Annotated in this window: 18 protein-coding genes; 4 read left to right on the forward strand and 14 right to left on the reverse strand. The window is 70.3% G+C overall.

Annotated features, from left to right (window positions below; all coding sequences use genetic code 11):
* Window positions 1–78 precede the first annotated feature (78 nt).
* The 8 genes from AB0F44_RS23345 to AB0F44_RS23380 form a co-directional block, all read right to left on the reverse strand.
* On the reverse strand, window positions 79–1,095 hold the full coding sequence (locus AB0F44_RS23345; RefSeq protein WP_357359058.1) for an FUSC family protein: 1,017 nt from the start codon (window positions 1,093–1,095) through the stop codon (window positions 79–81).
* An 81-nt stretch (window positions 1,096–1,176) separates the two neighbouring features.
* Window positions 1,177–1,797: a maleylpyruvate isomerase family mycothiol-dependent enzyme gene (locus AB0F44_RS23350; RefSeq protein ID WP_357359059.1), complete on the reverse strand. Its 621-nt coding sequence runs from the start codon at window positions 1,795–1,797 to the stop codon at window positions 1,177–1,179.
* 20 nt (window positions 1,798–1,817) lie between these two features.
* Window positions 1,818–4,964, reverse strand: coding sequence for a glycosyltransferase (locus AB0F44_RS23355; protein WP_357359060.1), 3,147 nt, complete (start codon window positions 4,962–4,964; stop codon window positions 1,818–1,820).
* A gap of 118 nt (window positions 4,965–5,082) precedes the next feature.
* Window positions 5,083–5,535, reverse strand: a complete 453-nt coding sequence (locus tag AB0F44_RS23360; protein WP_008358262.1) for a thioesterase family protein — start codon at window positions 5,533–5,535, stop codon at window positions 5,083–5,085.
* An 18-nt stretch (window positions 5,536–5,553) separates the two neighbouring features.
* Window positions 5,554–7,623 carry an acyltransferase family protein gene (locus AB0F44_RS23365; protein WP_357359061.1) on the reverse strand — a complete coding sequence of 690 codons (2,070 nt, stop codon included), beginning with the start codon at window positions 7,621–7,623 and terminating at the stop codon, window positions 5,554–5,556.
* Window positions 7,620–9,356 (reverse strand): glycosyltransferase family 2 protein, encoded by a 1,737-nt coding sequence (locus AB0F44_RS23370; RefSeq protein ID WP_357359062.1) that lies wholly within the window; start codon window positions 9,354–9,356, stop codon window positions 7,620–7,622. Before AB0F44_RS23370 ends, AB0F44_RS23365 begins: the two co-directional genes overlap by 4 nt.
* Window positions 9,353–10,429: a glycosyltransferase gene (locus AB0F44_RS23375; protein ID WP_357359063.1), complete on the reverse strand. Its 1,077-nt coding sequence runs from the start codon at window positions 10,427–10,429 to the stop codon at window positions 9,353–9,355. Before AB0F44_RS23375 ends, AB0F44_RS23370 begins: the two co-directional genes overlap by 4 nt.
* Window positions 10,430–10,654: 225 nt before the next feature.
* Entirely contained in the window at window positions 10,655–11,152 is a 498-nt protein-coding gene (locus AB0F44_RS23380) for a hypothetical protein (protein WP_357359064.1), read from the reverse strand.
* Window positions 11,153–11,311: 159 nt separating this feature from the next.
* Between AB0F44_RS23380 and AB0F44_RS23385 the strand changes: the two genes are divergently transcribed.
* Window positions 11,312–11,986, forward strand: a complete 675-nt coding sequence (locus AB0F44_RS23385) for a hypothetical protein (protein ID WP_357359065.1) — start codon at window positions 11,312–11,314, stop codon at window positions 11,984–11,986.
* Here AB0F44_RS23385 and AB0F44_RS23390 read toward each other — a convergent pair whose 3' ends face one another.
* Both AB0F44_RS23390 and AB0F44_RS23395 read right to left on the reverse strand, forming a co-directional pair.
* Complete coding sequence (locus tag AB0F44_RS23390; protein WP_357359066.1) at window positions 11,987–12,943, reverse strand: ATP-binding protein; 957 nt, start codon at window positions 12,941–12,943, stop codon at window positions 11,987–11,989. It lies immediately after the preceding gene.
* A 60-nt stretch (window positions 12,944–13,003) separates the two neighbouring features.
* Window positions 13,004–13,552 (reverse strand): CGNR zinc finger domain-containing protein, encoded by a 549-nt coding sequence (locus tag AB0F44_RS23395; RefSeq protein ID WP_357359067.1) that lies wholly within the window; start codon window positions 13,550–13,552, stop codon window positions 13,004–13,006.
* 26 nt (window positions 13,553–13,578) lie between these two features.
* Here AB0F44_RS23395 and AB0F44_RS23400 point away from each other — a divergent pair, with 26 nt between their 5' ends.
* Window positions 13,579–13,773, forward strand: coding sequence for a hypothetical protein (locus tag AB0F44_RS23400; RefSeq protein WP_357359068.1), 195 nt, complete (start codon window positions 13,579–13,581; stop codon window positions 13,771–13,773).
* 20 nt (window positions 13,774–13,793) lie between these two features.
* Here AB0F44_RS23400 and AB0F44_RS23405 read toward each other — a convergent pair whose 3' ends face one another.
* Entirely contained in the window at window positions 13,794–14,369 is a 576-nt protein-coding gene (locus tag AB0F44_RS23405; protein ID WP_357359069.1) for a helix-turn-helix domain-containing protein, read from the reverse strand.
* 33 nt (window positions 14,370–14,402) lie between these two features.
* Here AB0F44_RS23405 and AB0F44_RS23410 point away from each other — a divergent pair, with 33 nt between their 5' ends.
* Window positions 14,403–14,810, forward strand: coding sequence for a nuclear transport factor 2 family protein (locus AB0F44_RS23410; protein WP_357359070.1), 408 nt, complete (start codon window positions 14,403–14,405; stop codon window positions 14,808–14,810).
* A gap of 1 nt (window position 14,811) precedes the next feature.
* Here AB0F44_RS23410 and smc read toward each other — a convergent pair whose 3' ends face one another.
* Complete coding sequence (gene smc / locus AB0F44_RS23415; RefSeq protein ID WP_357359071.1) at window positions 14,812–18,351, reverse strand: chromosome segregation protein SMC; 3,540 nt, start codon at window positions 18,349–18,351, stop codon at window positions 14,812–14,814.
* Window positions 18,352–18,510: 159 nt separating this feature from the next.
* Window positions 18,511–19,626 (reverse strand): polysaccharide pyruvyl transferase family protein, encoded by a 1,116-nt coding sequence (locus AB0F44_RS23420; RefSeq protein ID WP_357359072.1) that lies wholly within the window; start codon window positions 19,624–19,626, stop codon window positions 18,511–18,513.
* A gap of 244 nt (window positions 19,627–19,870) precedes the next feature.
* Here AB0F44_RS23420 and AB0F44_RS23425 point away from each other — a divergent pair, with 244 nt between their 5' ends.
* Entirely contained in the window at window positions 19,871–20,197 is a 327-nt protein-coding gene (locus AB0F44_RS23425) for a hypothetical protein (protein WP_357359073.1), read from the forward strand.
* Window positions 20,198–20,200: 3 nt separating this feature from the next.
* Here the strand turns inward: AB0F44_RS23425 and AB0F44_RS23430 are convergent, their stop codons facing one another.
* Window positions 20,201–22,618, reverse strand: a complete 2,418-nt coding sequence (locus AB0F44_RS23430) for a glycosyltransferase family 2 protein (RefSeq protein WP_357359074.1) — start codon at window positions 22,616–22,618, stop codon at window positions 20,201–20,203.
* Window positions 22,619–22,684 lie beyond the last annotated feature (66 nt).

Below are 22,684 nucleotides of genomic sequence, written 5' to 3' on the forward strand. Positions count from 1 at the left end.
GGCGCAACTGCACGCCTTGGAGCGAAGCGAAGCGAGCGAGGCGTGCGGTTGCGCCGACTCGGCGCGAGATCCTCTACATCAGCGCGTAGTCGCCCGGAACTCGCGGAGGGCGAGGGCGGCGGCGAGGCCTACGACGACACCGAGAAGGGTCTCGGCGAGGCGGGACCAGAGCAGCGTATCGACGGGCTGCGGGTGGCCGAGCTGGACCATCAGCAGCGAGAGCGGGGTGATGGCGATGAGGGCGAGGCCGTAGTGGCGCCCGACGAGCAGCTCGGTGATCGCCTGGAGCCCGGCGACGACCACCGCGACGACGAGGGCGGGGAGCGAGACCGAGAGCAGTACCGCTGCCAGGACCAGGCCGACCAGGGTGCCGACCACGCGCTGCAGCCCGCGGGTCGTCTGCGCCAGCAGCCCGGTGACGCCGAACGGCACGGCCGCGGCGACCATCGCCCAGTAGGTGTGGCTGAGCCCGAGCGCGGTGGAGACCGTACCGGCGACCACTACCGCGACGACGACCGCGGTCGCGTGGTCGAGGCGTACCTCACCGCGGCTCGCCTCGACCGAGGCTCCGCTGCCGGCCAGCCGCTCCTCGAGCAGGCCGAGGAGCACCGCGATCAGGGCCGCGGCGGCGGCTACGCCGACGGCCACCGCGACCCCCGACAGGGTCACCGGGAGCGCGGCACAGGTCGCCACCGCGAACACCGGGAACATCGGGCCTGGCGGCCGCAGCACGAACCGGTCCGAGAGCATCGACCCGGCCGCGGCCCATACCGCGGCGACGGGGATGACGAGCCAGGCCCGGTGCGAAGAGGTCGCCACGAGCGCGCCGCACAGGACCGCGAAGCACATCAGCGCCCCGGCGGCGGCCTGGGTACGCCACCGTCCTCGCAGCGGCTGGCGGCCACCGTAGATCGAGGCGAAGGTGCCGAAACAGGCGTACGCGGCCAGCTCGATGTGTCCGATGCCGGCCAGCGCCACCAGCCCGACGAGCAGCGTGACGCTCGCGCGCCAGGCGGGCGAGTGGCTTCCTGGCGCCGGTGAGACCCGGAGGGACTCCTGCATCAACCGCTCGAGCCGGCTCCGGTCGCTGCCCAACCCGTCTCCTCCGTGCCGTGGTGCTCTCATCGCATCAGACACCATACGGCCACCTGTGCGACCCCAGCTGGTTCGGAGTGCTCAGCCCAGCCGGCGCCGCAGCTCGGGGACGCCGTCTCCCTTGAGGTCCTCGAGCACCTCGCGCCTTCCGGCCATCGCCATGACCAGGTCGAGCAGGCGTCCGTTGACCTCGGGGCCGTTGCCGGCCACGAACTCGGCGTCGACCGCTCGGAGCCGAAGTCCTTCGACCAGCGACTTGCTGTTGACCGCGAAGTCCTTGGTCGCGAAGAACCTGGCGACCGCCGAAAGGCCTCCGGGGTCGGGGTCGTGCCGGATGCCGAGGGGTCGCCGGATGTCCTCGCCGTGCACGATCATCTCCCCCAGCCCGCCGACGCTCTCCTTCCGCGGCAGCCCGATGGGTCCGATCCCGGCGAACATCTCGAGCGTCTCCTCCGGAGAGGATCCGCGGAACTCCTCCAGCCGCCTGCGGTTGTGTACGGCCGGATCGAACCGTGCCCCGATCATGCTGCGCAGCCACGCTGGGAACGAGAGTCGTGAGGCCGCGCCGAGGTGCGACACGACCTCCTCCGCGTCCCACTCCCCACAGAGGGTGGCCGAGCGCCATTGCTCGGGTGAGAGCGACCTCAGGTCATCGACCAGCGCGTCCCGCTCGCGCAGCTGGATCACCGACAGCATCGTCATGCGGACACTTTGACAGGTCGCTAGCGGCGGTCGCGCTTGGCGCGCTCCTCGAGCGCGATGTCGAGGAGGGATCGGGCGCGGGCGTCGAAGCCGTGGTCGCGGTGGATGCGGGCGGCCTCGGCGCGGATGTGCTCGTCGGTGCCGAAGACGACCGAGGGGTCGGGCATCGAGGACCATTTCACCAGGTCCTCGGGGGTCTCGTAGACCTGCACGGTGTCGCCGAAGACGTCGCGGAGACCGACGACGTCGTCGGAGATGACCCGGGCACCGGAGGCGACGGCGTCGAAGAGGCGGTTGGAGATGAAGCCGTAGTCGCGCATGTCGGCCCAGTGGTCGTTGAGCACGACCCCGGCGGCCCGGTACTCGGCGCCGAGCCGGGTGTTGGACATGAACTGGGCCTTGACGTAGTGGCGCGGGATGTAGGGCTCCCAGCCGTGGCCGTAGACCGACAGCGGCAGCCCTGCCGAGACCGCGTCGTGGATGATCGGGCGCTCGACGTCTCGCGAGGTGCCGACGAAGAGCACGGCGTGACCGGAGTCGGGCAGCGCGCGGTCGGGGTTGAACAGCTCGGGGTCGGTGGCCTGGAGCAGCGGGTCGATGCGGATCCCCCACCGTGCCGACATCCGCTCGGCCCAGATCGGCCCGGCGGCCAGCAGCCGGTCGAACGAGGCCGCCTCGGCGCGGGTGACCGCGTCGGGGTGGGAGATCACCCAGCCGATGTTGATCCGGCCGTCGGGCGCCGGGAAGTAGCGCGAGAGACCGCGCAGGGTGACGACGACCTCGTCGTCGAGCGCGCTCGGCCGCTCCCACTCGTAGTGGTGGTCGACGACGGCGGACTGGCCGAGCTTGCGCAGCGAGCGGGCCAGCGCACGGGCGAAGTGGGTGTCGCCCCACCGCTCTCCCTCCGGCGCCCCTGGCGCGGAGATCTTGATCGACCAGCGCAGCTGCGGTACGCCCTCGATGACCGAGGCGCGCGGCATCGGGGCGAGGATCGGTCGGGTGGCGGCGTACGTCTTCGCAGGACCGGTCGGGTTACCGGCCGCCGCCCGGCCGACGACCTGGTAGCCACAGGCCGCCCAAGCGTCCACGTCGTCGCGCGGCTCGGTGCGCCCGACCCAGCGGTCGAGGTAGATCAGCCGGTTGCGCGGGGCGCGGGCGAAGCGGCCCTTCGACTTCGACTCGTGGTGGACGACCTCGGCAGAGGTCACGACCCGGAACGAGCCCGGACGCAGCGCGGCGAGCCGGTGGCACAGGTCGACGTCCTCCATGCCATTGGTGAAGATCGGGTCGAACCCCTCACATGCGACGACGTCGCGGTAGCGCATCACCAGAGCCGCGCCGGTGAGCGCGGAGAACCGGTGGCCGTCGAGGCCGGCGGCGTCCTCGGGCGGGTACTCGGCGAGCATGTTGTAGGGCAGCCCGCCGTAGGGCGGGAAGACGACCCCGGCCGACTGCACCGACCCGCTCGGGTAGAGCAGCAGCGGCTGGACCGCGAGCACCTCGGGATCCTCGAGGGCCGAGACCAGCGGCTCCAGCCAGCCGGTCAGTGCCGTGGTGTCGTTGTTGAGGAAGACCACGGTCTCGCCGGTGACGTACGGGATGGCGAGGTTGTTGCCGAGCGCGAAGTTGTGGTTGACGGTGCTGTGCACCACTTTCACCTCGGGGAACCGCAGCGGCAGCGAGTCGAGCACCGCCGAGACCCGGGCCGAGGAGCCGTTGTCCCAGACCACGATCTCGAGCCGCTTCTCGCCCGCGCCGTGCTCCATCACGGCCTCGACCGCACCCACGGTCAGCAGCGAGTCGTCGTAGGTCGGGATGACCACCGAGACCACGTCCGGGTCCGGGGTGCGCGAGCCCAGAGCGGCCCAGTCGATGAAGGTCCGGTTGCGTACGACGTCCTCCCACGACTCCAAGTCGTTGGGATCGAGCGGGAGCCGGTCCTGGCGCGGACGACGCGGGTTGATGCCCTGGCGGCGCTCGACACCGACCTCGGGCACGACCTCGACCACCGCCCGGGAGGTCAGCCGCAGCGCGAGTTCGTAGGCCCAACCGAAGCCGATGTCGTCACGGGGACCGCCGACCTCCGCCAGCAGCGGCACCGAGATCAGCAGTCGCGAGAGCAGGGTCCGCATCAGCGGGCCGGGCACGTCGGGCCCCGGCGAGGCCGGGGGTACGTCGACGGCGAACCGCTGCTCGGCCTGCCAGGGGCGCTCCAGCACGTCGGCGACCAGCGGCCTCCCGGCCGCCTCGGCCACCGAGACCAGCCCCGCGAGCCGGCCGGGCCTCCAGACCTCTCCCCCGGTGACGTACGCGACGAAGTCGCCGCTCACCTGCGAGAACGCCGCGACGACGCCGGGCTCACCGCGGTCCGGGTCGCCGAGCACCACCCGGGCACCGGGGACGACCTCGGGGATGCCCTCGGCGACCGACGGGGTCAGGCCGCGGTCGATGACGATGACTTCGGTGCTCACCCCGGTCTGGGCGGCGACGCTGTCGAGCGTCGCCAGGGCGAGCTCGTCGGAGGCGCCGAGGTCGACGATGACGGTGACCGTGCCGACCGGCTCGCGACCGGCCGAGGCGGCCGGGGCGTGGTCGATGGCCGGTCGCCAGGTCTGCGGGACGCCCTGCCGGGCCTGCCATTCCGCGCGCCGGTCCCGGATCCAGTCGCGCAGGTCGGGGAACCGGCCGTCGACCTGCGCCAGCCAGTCGTTGGCGCGGCGGCCGTTGCGGGCGCCCCGGTCGACGTAGTGACCGATCGCGCCGCCGTAGAAGTTCTCGGTCTTGCGCCGCTCGGTGTAGCCGTCGGTGTCGAAGAGCGGGTGCGTCGGCTGCAGCCACAGCTCGGCGCGCAGCCAGTAGAGGAACGGGTCCTGGTCGCCCATCTGCTTGCGCAGCCGCGGGGTCAGCCGCGCGACGAAGAACTCCGGGTCGAAGAGCGGGCTGGGCTGCGCCAGCGGCTTGGCGCGGTCCTGCTCGAGGTAGTGCCGGGCGGCCCGCTTGCGGTCGAGGCGCTGGCCGACCTGCTCGGCGTACCACTCATGGTCGAACAGCGGGCAGTCGACGAGCAGACGTACGTCGTCGGCCCGGCTGTAGAGGGGCGAGTCGTTGTAGACCTTGCGGGCAAGGTCTCGCCCCCTGCGCAGTCCGCCACGTGCGATGCGCTTCAACTCTTCGTCCACAGAGGTCCCCCAAGACGCTCTAGATCGTGCTACGGCGGTGGATCAGCCTGTCACAGTGCTCGACGGCCGTGAATGGCGCCACGCAAGATTTAGCGAGGCGTCACGGTCAGTTCTGCCGCCACAGCGGCATGACCGCCTCCCGGATCTCGTCGGGCATCGGCGTCACCGGACGTGACGGGTCGGTGTTGTCGACGTAGACGTGCACGAACCGGCCCTCCGCCGCGGCCTCCTCGCCCGGCCCCTGAAAGAGTCCGATCCGGTAGATGACCGACGAGCTCCCGACCTTGTCGACGACCAGCCCGGCCTCGACCGGCTCGGGGAACCCGATCTCGCGCAGGTAGCGGCACGAGGTCTCCGCGACGATCCCGATCTTCGGCAGCTTCCGCACGTTCACGCCGGTCGTCTCGAAGAGGTAGGCGTTGACGGCGGTGTCGAAGTACTCGTAGTAGGTCGCGTTGTTGAGGTGACCGTACGCGTCGTCGTCGCGCCAGCGAGTGGTGATCGTGCGCCAGTGCACGTAGTCGGCGCGGGTCGGGGCCTTGCGGTCAGGAGTGCTCATCGCCGCTGATCTTAGATCCTAGAGCTCGTCGTCGACCGCACGGACCAGATAGGGCGCCAGCGTCATCGAGAAGGTCGCGGTGATGTGGCTCCGGTCGCGATAGACCTGCACGTGGCCGACCACCAGGGGACACCGGTCCTCGTCGCAGTAGGCCGCAGAGAGGTCTATCAGCGAAGCGCCCGGCCCTGCCAGGCGAACCGCCTCGGCGAGCGGGTCAGAGGTGGCGTACGCCTCCTGGCGGGTCATCTCGCACGCGCCGGCGTCCGCAAGCGTCTCGATCTCGTCGAGGCAGGTCGCCGCCTCGGGGGTGAGGTACGGGTTGTCGGCGAGCGCGACGATCTTCGTGCCCCGCTCGAGGATCGGCTTCCAGGCCCGCGCGAGCTGGTCGGCGACCGGGTCCGGCTCGCCGGCCGCGAGGTTCGGATTGCGGCGTTGGGTGACCAGCACGACGTCGTACGCCTCCTGGTCGAGCTGCTCGATCAGCGCCTCGCGGTAGGCGCGGCGCGGGTCACCCGCGGTGGCCGGGAGCAGCCCACCGCCGTTGGCGACCAACGTGTCGACCGACCATCCTGAGCTCTCGGCGACCCGGGTCAGGCCGGGGATCAGCGAAGCGCCGTGCGAGTCACCGACCAGCGCGACCCGGAGCGCATCCGGGTCGTCGGAGCCGAGGTGGCAGACCTTGGGGCGGGCGTCGGCAGCGTACGTCTCGATCTCGGGGAGATAGCACCGGTAGGCCCGGCCGGTGTCATCCTTGCGGGCGATCGGCGCAGGGAGAAGTACGCCGTCGAGCTCCGGGTTCCGGCACCCCTCCATCAGGTCGGCGGCGCCGAAGCACTCGGTTTCTCCCGATGCGAGCGCCTCAGCCTGGGCGCGACTCTCCTCGACCAGGTTGCGTCCATGCAGGATCCCGGGGACCGCGACGGCGGCGACCAGGGCCGCTCCGAGCACCGCGAAGAGGATGGCCCGCGGGGTGGTCCCCAGGATCGGTCCGGTGCGGAACGGCGTCTCCACGAACCGGTAGGTCAGGGCCGCGAGGCCGATGGTGACCAGGAGGATCAGCGGCTCGCGGAGCCAGGTGCCGAGCACGGGGCCGGTCTCGGGGAGCACGACCACGAGCGGCCAGTGCCACAGATAGAGCGAGTAGGAGACCGTCCCGATCCACTGCACGACCGGATGGCCGACGACCCAAAGCCCGGGGCCGCGGGGCGCGCCCGCCCAGATGACCAGCGCGGTGCCGACGACCGGCAGCAGCGCCACCCAGCCCGGGAACGGCAGCGAGTCGTTGAAGAGCAGCGGCGCGCCGAGCACCCCGAGCCAGCCGGCCACCGCTGCGTACGGCGCCCAGCGCCCGGGCACGCGCTTTAGGGAGAGCGGCAGCACAGCGACGAGACCGCCGACCGCGAACTCCCAGGCGCGCGCGTAGGTGACGAAGTAGGAGTCGGCGCCGTCCATCGCGGTGACATAGACCGAGAGCACGAAGCTGACCACGAAGACGGCGAGGAAGACCGCCCGGATCGCCGTCAGCCGCGCCTTCGGCCGTCGCCGGGTCAGGAGCGCCACGGCGACGATCAGCAGCGGCCAGATGAAGTAGAACTGCTCCTCGACCGAGAGGGACCAGTAGTGCTGCGCCGGCGATGGCGGGTCCTCGGCGGCGAGGTAGTCGACCGCGGCCCAGGACAGCTGCCAGTTCTCCACGTAGAACGCAGCCGCGACCGTCTCCCGCAGGAACTGCTGCCACAGTGCCTCCGGCACCAGGACGTACGTCGCCGCCGCACTGCACACGAGCACCAGCAGCGCCGCCGGAAGCAGCCGCCGGATCCGGCGCGCCCAGAAGGCGCCCAGCCGTACCCCGCCGGGCTTCGCGGCCTCCCGCACCAGGTGGGAGGTGATCAGGAAGCCTGAGATGACGAAGAAGACGTCGACCCCGGCGTACCCGCCGCGGATCGCCCCTGGCCAGAGATGGAAGAGGACGACACCGAGCACCGCGGCCGTACGCAGCGCCTGGATCTCCAGCCGCTTGTCCCGCACCGGCTGACCGGCCTGCCCGGGCTGCCCGTCCTTGGCGGGCGCGACGGCGACTGCGGTCACCGGCGCACCCCGCGGACGATCCGGCCCGCCACGCGGCGGGCCTTGCGGACGCCCCGTTCGCCGAAGGTCAGCGGGATCTCGATCCCGTGGCGCGGGCGGCCGTCGAGCTCGACGATCTGAGCACGCTCGCCGATCCGCTCGCCGATGACGTTCTCATGAATGATCACCGGCCCGTCGAACTCGCCCAGCGCGTCGCGGCCCTCGAACCGCATCCGCCAGCGACCGCCCGAGAGCGCGGCGGTCGGCAGCGCGACTTCGAGGCTGCCGGAGGCGAGCTCTGTGGCGTCGTAGTCCAGCGTCCGGCGCCGGCGGTCGTGGAGAAACACGACGCGGAGCCTAGCGGGCCCCACCATCGTGTGAGCCAGGTGCAGGTGCGCGCGGCCGTCGACGAGCGAGAGCGAGGTGGCGGTCACCGGGTCGGTGGCACCGGAGACCACCTGACGCAGCAGCTCGGGCCCGTCCTCGAGGGCGGCCATGATTCGGCCGAGCCGCCAGCCCGGCGCCTCTCCGGCCTCGCCATCCTTGACTGCCTCGGCGACCACGGTGAACAGGTCGTGGTGCTTGAGCACCAGGTCGGCGAGGTCGTCGCCGACGAGCGTCTCGTCGCCCAGCGAGATCGTCGCGACGGCGTTGACGAGCGGCCGCTGGAGCGTACGCAGCGGCACCACGCCGCTGTCGGCGACCAGCTGCAGCGTCTCCAGGATGTCGGCGACCGTCCGGTCGCTCCAGCGGACGTCCTCGCCGATCAGCCGGGCGGCTGTGGCCCACTGGCCCGCCTCGACCAGGCGCCAGCCCCACCGCTTGTCGCGCTCGAGGTCGTCGACGACACCGTCGTCGAAGAGCGCGACCAGCTCGGCGATCAGCGCCCGCGCCGGCTCCAGCGCCACCGGGTCGATCACGGACATGCCACGCAGCGCGCGAACGATCGCCATCCAGCCGTCGGCGTCGAAGATCAGCGAGGCATACTCAGCCCGCACCTTCGGGTCGCCGAGCGCGACGATCCGACGAGCACAGCGCAGCTCCTGCTCCAGGTAGCTGATGATCCCCGCCGGCGAGTGCGACTTCGCCGTCATCGACCCCGGTCCGGGCCGGTCGCGGTAGACGTAGACCGTCTCGGTCACGATGTCGAAGCGGCCCCTGGTCAGCGCGTGCACCATCGGCTCGATGTCGTTGGAGCGCGAGGCGTCGGGGAACGAGATCTGCGCGGCATCCCAGAAGTCGCGCCGGAAGACCCGGTTCCAGCAGGCCCGGTTGCGCAGGGCCGACGGCGCGTCGGCCAGGGTCACCAGGGTGCGCTCCTCGTCGAACGCAGGCCATGCCCGCACCGGCCACCAGACCCGGTCGCTGAAGAGCTTGAAGAACCGACCGACGACCATGTCAGAGCCGGTCTCCCGCGTCTTGCGCAGCATCGCGGCGTACGCCCCACGGGGCACGAGGTCGTCGCCGTCCGCGAACGCGAGGAAGCGGCCCCGCGCCAGCGAGACACCGTGGTTGCGCGCCTGTCCCCCGCCCTTCCCGGGTGAGCGGACCACCGTCAGGCGCGGGTCGCGGGCGGCGTACGCCTCGGCGATCTCGAACGTCTCGTCGGTCGAGGCGTCGTCGACGACGATGACCTCCAGGTCCACCGGATCGGCAGGCGTGGACTGGTCCTCGAGGATCGAGGAGAGCAGCTCGCCGACCCAGAGGCCGACGTCGTGCGTCGGGACGACGACGGAGAGCTCAGGGGTGCTCATCGGGCTTCCTCCTTCAGCCCGTCGAGCAGCCGCAGGTAGTCGCGCGACATGTCGTAGGGCGTGTACGCACGGGTGAACTCATGGGCGGCCCGATGCCGCGCCTCCTGCCCGTCGAGGGCCTCCAGGATCGCCGCGGCCAGAGCGACCGGCTCATCAGGCTCCGGCGCGTACGTCACCACCCACGGCTCGTCGGCGAACTGCCGCGCGACCGGGGTGTCCTCGGGGATGAGGGCGGTACGCCCGAAGGTGCCGGCGGCCAGCAGCGAGCCGGAGTTGAGGATGCGGCGGTACGGCAGCGCCACCACGTCGCTGGCCCGCATCCAGTCGGAGAAGTCGACGGTCTCGACGAACCCGAGCCGCTTGACGATGTTGGGCGCCGAGAGCATCTCCTCGACCGTCTCCACGTCGGAGGCGGGCACCACCTTGCCAGCCACGACGAAGGTCAGGTCGGGCACCTGCTCGGCGGCGATCTCCACCGCCCGGCAGAGCACGTCGAGGCCCTTGTACGCCCGGATCTGACCGATGAAGCCGACCGTCGGGACACCTTGCGGGACCCCGATGCGTTCACGCGAGGCGGCATCGTCACCGCCGTCGGGGTAGACGCCGAGGTAGGACGAGTGCGGCAGGTCGACGACCTTGTCCGGCGGGAGCGCGTAGTAGTCCGCGGTCTCCTCGACGGTGGCCGGGTTGAGCTGGATGATCCGGGTGGCGTGGCTCGCCAGCGCCTTGGCGACCGCGAGCTCGACATCGACGTAGTCGGCCTCGTGGGCGATCGAGTTGTGCACCGTCCACAGCACGTCGGCGCCGCGGTCGCGCAGTCCGCTCAGCACGTCCTCGAACCGGGCCTCGTTGGCCCAGGCCTCCTCGACGCTCTCGCAGCCGGCGGTCACCGGCGAGGTCCAGTGGACGTGGAGCACGTCCCCCGGCCCCAGGTGCTCGGCGCGGGCCTCGAGCCGGTGCAGCCCCTGCACTCCCTCGACCACGTCCCAGCCCGCCGCCCGCGGTGCCACGGTGAGCATCGTGAGGTAGGGGTTGCTGCGGTAGTAGGGGAACGACAGCAGGGTCGAAGGCATGTGGGGGTCCTCAAAGTACTTAACCGTGACGATCCCCCGAACGCCGAGACCACGTCTCGCCGGTGCCCCGGTTGGCCGGTGACCGCAGGATTCTAGGCAGGCAAAAGAACCCACCTTGACCACTCAGACGGCTTCCCTGCATGCCTTCATCACGGATTCACCGATGGTTCATCGAACCCACCCCTCCTGGTGGCCCTCGAGCGGACGTCCGTCCTTGGCTACACGTCAGTAGCCAAAGCCGCCGCCGTTGTCATCCGGCGTGGACGAGTCCGAAGGGGCCGAGGACCCGTCGGTCCGCGCCGCCGCCCACACGAACTGGGTGCCCTGGAAATCATCCGTGAAGCCGTCACCCTGGAGCTCGCCGGCTCCCTCCTCGGCGAAGGTGTACAGCGGCAGGCCGTCGTACGTCAGCTGTGACGATCCGTCGGGACGCTCGACCATCCCGAACTTGCCGTCAAGCGTGGAGTTCGCCGCGTCGACATCAGCGTCGGACGCGACGATCGGCTCCCAGAATTCCGCGCAGGTGTCGACGCAGTGGATCTGTCCATCCTTCTCGACCTCTGCGGTGTAGAGCGTGTGCCCCTCGGCATCGGTGAGCACGTCGGTGTCGTCAACCTCGGCCACAGAGACGAGCGCTGATCCGCCGCCGGCGGCCGATCCATCCGCGCCGTCGTCGCTGCCGCAACCCGCGGCGAAGAGTGCCGTGGCAGCAGCCGCAATCACGGTCCTAGCCAGGAAGAAAGTAGAAGGTCTCATACCAGGTATACGGGCCAACCCGCACCGCGGTTCACCGAAACCCCTGCTGCGCCGGTGACAACCAACCCTGAGAGCCGGGGTTGATCGCGGCCGCACGTCGGCGCATGCTCGGAGTAGGAGGTTGCGATGAATCCCTCACGCATTCCCGACGGCATCCCGGTCCTGTCACCTGGCCGGCATCGAACGCCACGACGCGGCGCATGCTTCATGGAGCTCGCCTCGGTGCTCGCCGGTGAGCGGTGGAGCGATCATCCGTCCTGCACTCATCCCTTGCTCGCCCATCTGGCAAGGCTGGTGAACGATTACACCAGCGACGACGGACGCCAGCAGCTGGCACCGCTCATCCCCTCGGTCGTGGGCCGACGCGGGAACGACCGGACGTGGCTCGCGGTCGCGGTTGCGGTTGCGGCGCAGGCCATCCCCGATGTCCCCGAAACGAAGCAGCGCCCGCTGGCAGCTGGCCTGCTTCAAGCTGAGCGCTTGTGCGCGGATGCCGAACCCGATCTGGCGGCCACCCGGCGGGAGGCCCAGCTCGCACTCGCGACGGTTCCTGGCGCGGTTGCCTGGGTCGATCGTCTTGGGATCCGAAGCCGGATCGACGCAAAGACCTTCGCCAGGCGTTGCGCGCCGACGATGGTCCGGTGCGCCGTCGATGGGGTCGTGGCGAGCGCCAGCCCCGATCATGACGGACGGCTGGGCGCTCTGCTCGAGGCCGGCATCGCGGCTTGTCCCGCGCCAGACTCGGAGATCGCCCGAGTCCGAGAGATCCCGAAGACAGCGCCGTCCGTCTTAAAGGCCTGATCAACCGTCACCCAGCGCCGCTCTCGCCCTCACCCACTCGTCGTACGGCACCGGGTCGGCGTCGTTCTCCGCCTGGCCGAAGATACTGTCGGTGAACCAGGTCCGGAGCGACACCATCTCCGGCGTGGAGCGCAGGGTGAGCAGCTGGTGGGTCTCGCCGAGCTCGTCGGCGAGGTTGTCCGCGGCCAGCAGCTCACGCACCACGGCGCCCATCTCGCGGGGAAGGGTCATCTCGATGTCGACGTACTCCAGCCCCGCCGCGGCCGCGTCCAGGGCGGTACGACGGCCCATGTGCCGCGCGAACGCCGGTCGAGTCACCAGCCGCTCGATGAGCTCGCCGAGCTCGCGCGGCGGGTTCGGGCCGTCCTCGGAGTCGATGAGTTGGAGCTCACGGACCAGATCGTCGAGGCGCTGGTCGATCTGGAGCCCCAGCTGCACCGGGCAGCGAGGAAGCCGCACGGTGACCCAGTCCGCGGGAACGGCGGCCGGCTCCGGCATCGCCTGCTCGCCGTACTCCACAGTCGGAGGCCGTACGTCGTGCTCGACGCCGTCGCCGACGAGCTCGGCCCAGATGCGTCGCCCGTCGACACGCTCCTCGATCCCCCAGGACTTCGCCAGCACCGACACGATCACCAAGCCGCGCCCGGTGGTGCCCTGGCTCTCCACAGGAGGCGGGGCCACGGCTGGGAGCGGGACCAGCGCGCCGTCGTCCTCGACGCTGAGCCGCACGGCCGGCTCGAGGTCACGCAGGCGGATGTGCATGTAGGGGCTGCCGCTGTGCAGGGCTGAGTTCGCCGCCATCTCGGTGATGCACAGAGCGGCATCGTCGACGAGATGCTCACGGCCCCACTCCACTAGACCGTCGGTGACGAATCTGCGCGCGCCCGGCACGCTGGCGGTCTCAGCGGCGAGGCGCACCCGCAGCTCAGGACGGCCATCGTCGGGCACGGACATCATGGGGTCAGTGTGCCTCGCGTTCGCGCAGGCCGTCACCGATTGAACATCAGAGTGCGCCGATCAGTGGGCAGGCGTGGAGTGTCGGGCGCGGTGCCGGCGGACGGCGGCGCGGTTGGCACAGCGGACCGAGCAGTAGCGCTGGCGGCCGTTGCGGGTGACGTCCACGACCACCGCGGAGCACGGGTCCCCCTCCACCTTCCCCGCTTCGCACCTGCTCAGGCGATGGATGCCCCGAGTGGTCAGGTGCAGTGCTGTACCCACGCTGATCACCGCTCGCAGCACGTCGGGAAGCGAATCGTTGGTGTCGTCGCGGTAGTGGATGTGCCAGCCTTCGCGCCCGTGATCGGTCAGCCTCGGGTACGCGGTCGCCTGCGCCATCAGCTCGTTGAGCAACCGCGCCCGTTCACCCGGCTCCGACGCGTCGACGACGCGAAGCCACTCATCGATCACGTGCCGAGTGCGCGCGTGGTCATCTGGAGACTCGGCGAAGTCCATCGTCATCCCGAACTCCCGGGTCCGAGCCTCGATGCCGACCCGGTCCGCAGGCCAGTCGTCGGCGAGCGACGCGGCCAGGAGCACGGCGTACTCGCCGTAAGGGTTGAGATGCATAAGACCATTACAGCAGAGTGGCCACCATGACCGACAGCGCAACAGAGGAGTCCCGGCGCGCGGACGCCACCCACGACCACGGTTGGCTCACCGAGTCCAGCCATCAGACCTCGGAGGGCAGGGTCGTCTATGTGCGCTGCGCACTCTGCGGCGTACGTCGCGTCGACCTGCAGCCTCATCCGCTCCTACCGCCGCGGGCACTGAGCCGCGAGCAGGGGTGACAGGAGGAGCGTCCTCCGTATCAGTCGAGCGCTCGCAGCACCAGTGCCACCGCCCGTTCGCCGCCCTGAGGATGGACGTAAGCCGCGTGCGCGGCCGCGACGATCGCGGCCAGGTCGCCCTCGTCGACGTCCTCACGGACGACGCCCGCGTCCTGAGCGCGAGACAGAAGGACAGCCATCGCGCGATCGAGGTCAGCGACCGGACCGGAAACCGCGGCGTCGACGTCGCCGGCACGAACCCGCAGGCGGGCAGCGAGCTCGTGGGTCGCCGCTCCTTCGGTGACCAGGTGCACCAGGAAGGTACGCAGGGCCGTGCCCGGCTCCTCGGAGTCCGCGTACGACGTCGCCGTGGCAACGAGGTCCTCGACCGCAACGGCGAGCACCGTCTCGACCAGATCGGCCTTGGTGGCGAAGTGCCGGTGGACGGTGCCTGCGCCGACGCCGGCGCGCCGGGCGATCTCGTCAAGGGACACGTCCGGCCCGTCGGTCGTGAACGCGGCGCGGGCTGCGGCCACCACCTTCGCGCGGTTGGCGACCGCGTCCGCGCGGAGCGGAGCGCTTGAAACGGGGCGCGCGCCCCGTTTAGGCTCAGTCATGTCCAGATCCTTCCACGGAGCTCAGGAGCCCCGATGCCACTCACGACCGCTGATCGGCTGGCCATCCACGAGCTAGTGTCCCTACACGGGCACCTGGCCGACGACCGGCGCTCCGAAGATCTTGGACTGCTGCTGACGCCCGACGCGTCGTATGACGTGACCGCGTATGACCTTGGGGTGGTCAAGGGACTGCCGGCGCTCATCGAGCTCTTCGCCTCCGCGCCCGGCAACCAGCCCGTCGGTCACCACGTCACCAACGTGATCGTCACAGCCGATCCCGATCGCGACGACCGGGCCAGCGTGCGCTCCAAGGGACTCTCAGTCATGGCGGACGGACATACGGGCACGGTCGTCTACGAGGACGACGTGGTGCGAACGGCCGACGGGTGGCGCATCAGCGCTCGGATCGTCGTGCCGCCGCGGCCGACGAGTCAGGCGTGAGTCAAGCTGGTTGAGCGTCGCGCAACCGCTGTGAGATGACGGTGGTGACGCCGTCGCCGCGCATGGTGACGCCGTAGAGGGCGTCGCCGACCTCCATGGTGCGCTTCTGGTGGGTGATGACGAGCAGCTGCGAGGACTCGCGCAGCTCCTCGTAGATCTCCAGGAGCCGGCCGAGGTTGGTGTCGTCGAGCGCGGCCTCGACCTCGTCGAGGATGTAGAAGGGCGAGGGGCGCGCCTTGAAGAGCGAGACCAGGAACGCGACGGCCACCAGCGACCGCTCGCCACCGGAGAGCAGCGAGAGCCGCTTGACCTTCTTGCCCGGCGGACGCGCCTCGACCTCGATGCCGGTGGTGAGCATGTTGTCCGGGTCGGTGAGCACGAGCCTGCCCTCACCGCCCGGGAAGAGCCGCGCGAAGACGTGGTCGAAGGCGACGCGTACGTCCTCCCAGGCCTCGGTGAAGACCTGCTCGACGCGGTTGTCGACCTCCTTGACGATGTCGAGGAGGTCCTTGCGGGTCTGCTTGAGGTCCTCGAGCTGCTCGGTGAGGAACTTGTGGCGCTCCTCCATGGCAGCGAACTCCTCCAGAGCGAGAGGGTTGACCTTGCCCAGCGCGCGCAGGTTCTTCTCGGCGATCTTGAGACGCTTGGCCTGCTCGGCACGGACGTACGGGATCGGCTCGCGCTCGTTGCCGTCCTCGTCGGGGTGCTGCGGGACCAGCTGGTCGGGGCCGTAGTCCTTGACGATCGCCTCGGGGTCGAGACCGAGCTCTTCGAGGATCCGCTCCTCGAGCTGCTCGATGCGCATCCGCTGCTGGGCGCGGGCCATCTCGTCGCGGTGGACGGAGTTGACCAGCTCCTCGAGCTCCTTGCCGAGGTTGCGCAGCATCGAGCGGCACTCGCGCAGTGCCTGCTCGCGGCCGGCGCGGGACTCCTCGATCTCGGTGCGGGCCCGGGCAGCCTGCTGCACCGAGACCTCCAGACGGTCCAGCGCGTACGCCACCGCGGTCCCGACCGCTCGCGCGGCCTCGCCCTCGCGGCGCATCTGCTCACGGCGGGCGGCCGCCTTGGCGCGCTGCTCGCGCTCCTGACGGGCCGCGCGGAGCAGCCCTTCGGCACGGCCGGCCAGCGCGCGGGCGCGCTCCTCAGACGTACGCAGCGCCAACCGCGCGTCCATCTCACGCTGTCGTGCGTCGCGGGCGGCCTGGGCCAACCCGTCGCGGGCACTGAGGTCGGGCTCGTCCTCGGGGTCCTCCTCGGCCATCGCGAGGCGCTCCTCGAGCTCGGCGAGCCCGGCGACGGCGTTCTCGCGCGCCTCCTGCGCCTGCTCGACGGCGGCCAGCAGCCGCTCGGCCTCGCCGCGAGCAGCACGCGACTGCGCGCCGAACTGGCCTAGCTCCTCGGCCACGGCTGCCAGAGTCGCGTCGGACTCGTGCAGCTTGGCCAGCGCGACGTCGACCCGCTTCTGCGCGGCCAGCCGCTCGGCCTCGAGCCGGGAGGTCTCGAAGGTGGCCCGCTCGGAGACCGCGTGGGCCTCGGCGAGCTGGGCGGTGGCCTCGTCGACCGCGGCCTGCACCTCGATCAGGCTGGGCACGCTGGAGGAGCCGCCGGAGGCGACGTGGGCGCCGATCAGGTCGCCCTCGCGGGTCACCGCGGTGACCTCGGGGTCCTCCGCCACGAGCGCCTGAGCGGCGGCGAGGTCCTCGACCACCGCGACCTTGTCGAGCAGCCGCGCCACCGCGGGCCGCAGCACCGGCTGGCACTCGACCACGTCCAGCGCGTATTCGGCGCCGGAGGGCAGCGACGGCCAGCCGCCGGTCTCCTCGGGGGACCCGCCCAGGAGCAGCCCGGCCCGGCCGAGGTCCTCGGTCTTGAGGTGCTCGATCGCGCCGACGGCACGTTCGGCGGACTCGACGACGACCGCGTCAGACGCGGTCCCGAGCGCCGCCGCGATTGCGGCCTCGTAGCCGGAGCGCACCGCCAGCAGGGAGGCGACCGACCCGAGCACCCCGGGGAGGTCGGAGCCGAGCAGCGCGCCCGCACCGTCCTTGCGGTTCAGACCAATCTCCAGGGCGTCCTTGCGGGCGGCCAGCGTCGAGCGGTCCCGGTCGGCCTGCGACGCCTCGGCCTGCAGCTTGGCGAGACGCTCCTCGATGTCCTCGAGCGCGGCGGCAGCGGCCTCGTGCTCGGCGTCGAGGCCCTCCTCCCCCGCGTCCAGCCCGGCGACCTTGGTCTCCAGGGCGGTGAAGTCGCGCTGGGCCCGCTCGGCGCGCGCCAGCGCCTCCTCACGAGCAGCGGTCAGGCGCCCGACCTCGTCATCGGCGGCAGCGGCACGCGACTTGAGCGCGTTGACCTGGCCGGTCAACCGGGCCAGCCCCTCGCGACGGTCGGCGGCGGCACGCTCGAGTCCCTTGACCCGGCGCTCCTCCTCCGCGGCGGCATCCTCCGCTTCCTTACGAGACTCGACGGCCTCCTCGAGGGAGTAGCGAAGCTCCTCGACCTCGGCGTCGGCCGTCTCCTCCTGCTCGCGGGCCACCTCGGCCTGGGCCTCGAGCTCCTCGGGATCGCGCCCCTGGCGCACCTCCAAGTCCTCGGAGCCGGCCGCATTGCGTACCCGCTCGGAGGCCAGCGACTGGGTGCCGCGCAGCCGCTCGCGCAGCGAGTTCAGCGCGAACCAGGTCTCCTGCGCGGCGGCCAGCGCCGGCAGGTCCTCGCGCAGCGCCGCCTCGAGCACAGCCTCCTGCTCGCGTCCCTCCGCGATGGTCTCCTCGACCTCGGCCCGCCGGGCCAGCAGCGCACCCTCGTCGGCGAGCTCCTTGTCGAGCTCGGTCTTCGCGGTGACCAGGTCGTCGGCGTAGATGCGGGCTTTGGCGTCGCGTACGTCCATCTGCACCGTCTGCGCCTGCCGGGCGACCTCCGCCTGGCGGCCGAGCGGTTTGAGCTGGCGGCGGATCTCGACGAGCAGGTCCTGGAGCCGGTCCAGGTTGACCTGCGTGGAGTCGAGCTTGCGCAGCGCCTTCTCCTTGCGCTTGCGGTGCTTGAGGACGCCGGCGGCCTCCTCGATGAAGCCGCGGCGGTCCTCGGGGGTCGCGCGCAGGATCGTGTCGAGCTGGCCCTGGCCGACGATGACGTGCATCTCGCGGCCGATGCCGGAGTCCGACAGCAGGTCCTGGACGTCGAGCAGCCGGCACGGGCTGCCGTTGATGGCGTACTCCGAGCCGCCGTTGCGGAACATCGTGCGCGAGATGGTGACCTCGGCGTACTCGATCGGCAGCGCGCCGTCGGTGTTGTCGATCGTCAGCGAGACCTCGGCGCGGCCCAGCGGGGCGCGACCGGCCGTACCGGCGAAGATGACGTCCTCCATCTTGCCGCCGCGCAGGCTCTTGGCGCCCTGCTCACCCATGACCCAGGCGAGAGCGTCGACGACGTTGGACTTGCCCGAGCCGTTGGGGCCGACGATGCAGGTGATCCCCGGTTCGAGCTCGAGGGTCGTCGCGGAGGCGAACGACTTGAAACCCTTCAGCGTCAGACGCTTGAGGTACATCGGCTTCTCCCCCGGCTCAGGACCACGTGGTCGTACACAGTTCGCAACACATCAGCGTGGCTGAGGTGAGCCAGCAAATCTAATCGCCGCTGCTCAGGGGAACCCCAGCGGGTCGAGGATAACCCGCCGGGTGTGTCGATCTGGGGACCTCGGCGCGTTCTAGAGCCCCAGCGTCTGCTTCACCTCGGCCCGCAGCTCCCGCAGATGGGCGTCCGCGGCCGTACGCAGACCGGCGACTGCCTCAGGATCTGGGATGACCCGATCGGTGAACCGCTCGGCCAGGTCGGCGGCGTCGAAGGCGGAGACGTTGGCCTCCAGCCCGATGCGCTTCATGAAGTTGCGGTTCTTGTTGGTCGCGATCATCACGATCGACGGCACGCCGTACATCGTGGCCACCACCGAGCCGTGGAACTTCATGCTCGCGAACGCGGTGCACTCCCCGATCGCGCGGGTGAGCTCGTCGAGGTCCTCGGTGTAGACGACCTCCTTGCCCGGGATGTCGAGGTCATCGGCGTTGGCCACGTCGCGTCGACCGACGTCCATCGTGCCAAGGATGAGATGACGTACGCGCCACCCCTCCGCGATCGCCTTGCCGGCCATCTCCTCGACGCGCGAGTAGTCGTCGGGCTCGTCCAGGTTGGGGCGGTAGCGGGTGACCACGCCGAGGATCGGCGCCCCCTCGGGCTTGGTCGCCGGGGGAAGGTCCAGGGCGCAGACCATGTCGGGGGCGACCTTGATGTCCAGGTCGGCGGAGATGTTCTCGAGGATCCAGTCGGCGGTCGGCTGGTCACGTACGCCGATGAACTTCACGTTCGGGTGCTCGAGGAACTTCTTGTGTCTCTCGATGATGTGCGGCTTGATCTCGGTGTTGCGGTAGATCGGCACCCCGATACCCACCACGAAGACGGGCTTGGCCAGCATCTTGTGGTTGAAGTAGCGCGGGTCCGCCTGCCACGACTGCAGGATGTCCCCGCCGCCGATGAGGATGGCGTCCACCTCGTCGACGATCTCGGCGAGCGGCCGGTCGTAGTAGGGCTTGGTCATGTTGTCGGCGAGCACCCGCAGCTCGAACTCCTCGCCGAAGTACTGCTCATAGACCGACAGGAACAGCTCGTCGCCGTAGTTGCCGGCCCCGAAGAACCCAGCGAGCCCGATGACCGGCTTGCGCCCGCGGCGCTCCCGGCGGGCCAGCGCCGCCCTGATCTGCTCCTTGAGCGGGTCGGGAAGGCGGCGGGCCGCGGACCGCAGAACGGGGTGATGGCGCAACGAGGACAACGGAGAGCTCCTGGGGGATCACGAAACGGGCCACCGACGGTGGCGAACCGCGCGAGCGTAGCCGTGTCGGATGACTGCGAGCGCCCGCCAGACGATGTGCAGATGAACGCCAGGCAACGGCTACATGTCACCCGAGGCGATTCGACTCCACGGGCGAACAGCGCAAAGGGCACCCCCACAGGTATCCTTCGGCACACCCCCGGCAGCATCTGGCTGCCCCATGCGTCACCGAGGAGCTACTACCGTGGCACGCGTCCCCACACGTCTCACCCTGTCAAAAACCCTTGCTGCGGGAGGTCTGGTTCTCAGCCTTGCCACCACCGCTCTGGCCATCACGGGTCAAGAGCAGGCTGCGCTGGCGGCGCTCGGACTCGCCGTCGCCGGGTTCGGCAGCGCCACCCTCCTGGTGACCAGGGCGTGGGGACGCGCCAACACCCAGGTCAACGGGTCCATCAACGACCACACCCTGGCGACGGCAGCCCGCGTGGAACTGACCGAGCGCCGTGTCCTCGCCGCCATCGACGCAGCTCGTTTCGAGGCCGCCAAGCGAGCAGGAGCCGACCGGCTCTGAGAATCAGCCGGTCAGCGCGACATCTCCACCGCAGATCTCATCGAACCAGGCCCACAGGGCGGCCTCAGGGGGCTCAGCCCCCGGCACAGTCGCGATCTGCGAGACCTCGCGCGCATTGGTCATCGCATCCACGAGGTCTTCGGCCGCAAGATAGCTGTTGGCCGGCGCCTCGATCCTGCTCCCCGCCGGGACATGCGCAACCGCACCCGAGGCTGCTGCCTCGGCCGCCAGACGCTGGACCACCGTCTGCTGCGTCTGGGTGATGACGACATGCTCGGCCGTTGCGAACATCACCGAGTCAGTGGTCTGGCCGACGTCGAAGATGACCGGCAACGCTCGGCCCTTGAGGCTCTCCAGGATCCAGGCGCGCACATAGGGAACGCCCCGCATGCGAACGTCGAACCCAGACTCGACCAGGGAGTGCGCGACGCCCACGGCACGGTCGAGCTCGGCTCTGCTCGGCACCGTCGACAGCGAGACGACGACGCTGCCCCGACCCGACCGTAGGCTCGGCGCCTTGCGAGGAGCGACCGCAGCCGGGAACGGCGCGCGGGTGACCCGCCCCAGCGACTCTGGCCCGGCCCCGCCTTCCCGCACGCTCCACATGGGCTCGGCACCGAAGGCCGTACGAATCACGGACTCGACATAGCCACGGTCGTACGTCAGCAGCGACACATCCGCGACGTACTCGTCTCGATCGGTGATGATCACGGCCGACTCCGCCCGGATGCCGGTCTCGAGGCGCGGCGGGAAGGAGAGGGTCGTCGGGTCGATGCAGACGACCGTCTTGGCGACAAGGCTGTCGTCCCAGCTAGCGCCCTCGACGGCACCGCGCGCGATCAAGTCCTGCACCGGCTCGATGTAGCGGTCGGACCGGAATCGCTCGAAGTTCAGGGACTCGACATGAACGACCGCGATACGCGGCGCTGCGATGCCTGCCCGTGAGGACGCCAGGCGAGCGATCCAGTCGGCCGCCTCACGTTGCCGCGGCCCGTCCTGTCGCCAGTCCCCGAGGACGACGAGGTCGTACTCAGGCGAGGGGTCCTGCGCCAGCTGGAAGCGCCTGGCCGCCGGGAACGCTCTCCTGTCGCGCCCGAGGAACGGCGAGGCTCCGTGCCGGATCTCGTCGTGCCAAGCCAACAGGGCCGATCGGTAGACCATCCTCGCCGGGTGCCGCCACCCCCTGCGGAACTCGTCTCGAGACAGGCTCCCTGCGCTCATCCTCATGAACTGGAGAGGCTCATCGAGGTCCACCACGGCCCCGTCGCCGAACACCGCTTCGATACGGAAGTGGAACTCTGTATCGGCGGCTTTCCGGACCGGGTCGAAGGAGCCGAGAAGCGGCCAGACCTGGTCCTTGCGGAACATCAGGGTCGGCGCGACCGCCTGCCGGGCGACGTTCTGGCGCCGCGACACGATCAAGTCGTCGGACAGCTTCAGGGCCATCGTACGAACGGCCACGATCGACCGCTGTGACTCCAGTGCGGCCACTTCGCGCTCGATGCGCTCCGGGTGTGCCCAGTCATCTGAGTCCTGGAACGTGACGTAGACGCCGGTGGCCTCATCGATCGCGCGGTTGCGAGCGACGTACGTCCCACCGTTGTGCTCTTGGGTGATCACCCGAACCCGCGGGTCCAAGGCGGTCGCCTCCGCATAGATGCCCTCGAAGTCGTCACCGGAGGCGTCATCGACGACCAGGATCTCGAGGTCCCGCCAGGTCTGAGCCACGATGGAGCGCACCGACACCAGGAGCTCTGCTCCTGGCTGGAAGGAGCTGATGACGACCGTGACCCGCGGACCTGTGACGACCCCGGGTTCGATGCTCGCAGCAAGACGGTCGAACGGACAGGCTCCGTCAGCGGCTGGCTCGAGGGCGAGCGGAGCGAGGCCGGACATGACCGTGTCGTTGATCTGACGAAGCCACGCCTCCTCGGTCGACGCTGGCCGCACGGCCGGGTTCGCGAGATCGACCGCCGCGTGCTCCCTGGCTTCGTCATCGAGCCGAATGTGCGGCAGGACGGCGGCAAAGTCTTCGCCACGACCACGCTCGACCAGCAGGTGACACAGGAGCTCGCCCTCGTGAAGCTCCAACAGCTGAGGGTCGCGCTTCGCGATCGCCAGCAGTGTCTCGAGCGCATCATCAAGCTCCTCGGCGCTCTTGGGGGCCACTCCGACACAATGCGCAAGAGCCGCTGCCCACCGCGCAGCCCGAGGCCCGACGAGCTGGCGAGCGTAGATCCTCATCAGCTCCTGGCTGGCGAGTGAGTCCATCCGCTTGGCGACTCGCCCTACGGTGGATGCCGCGACCCAGGTGCGGTCCAGCTCGGCCGCGATCCGAACCAGGTCTGGCCGGTCCTGGCCATGAGCGCCCCTCAGGATCGGAAGCTGGCCCGGGTCACCCACGAAGGGCTGTGATGTCATCTGATCTCAGGGTCTTTCTCGTCACATCGTCTCCGCTAGGAGCGAGCCCCCGCTCGAAGGCGTGTC

The organism is Nocardioides sp. NPDC023903, from assembly GCF_040639295.1.
GTDB lineage: Bacteria > Actinomycetota > Actinomycetes > Propionibacteriales > Nocardioidaceae > Nocardioides.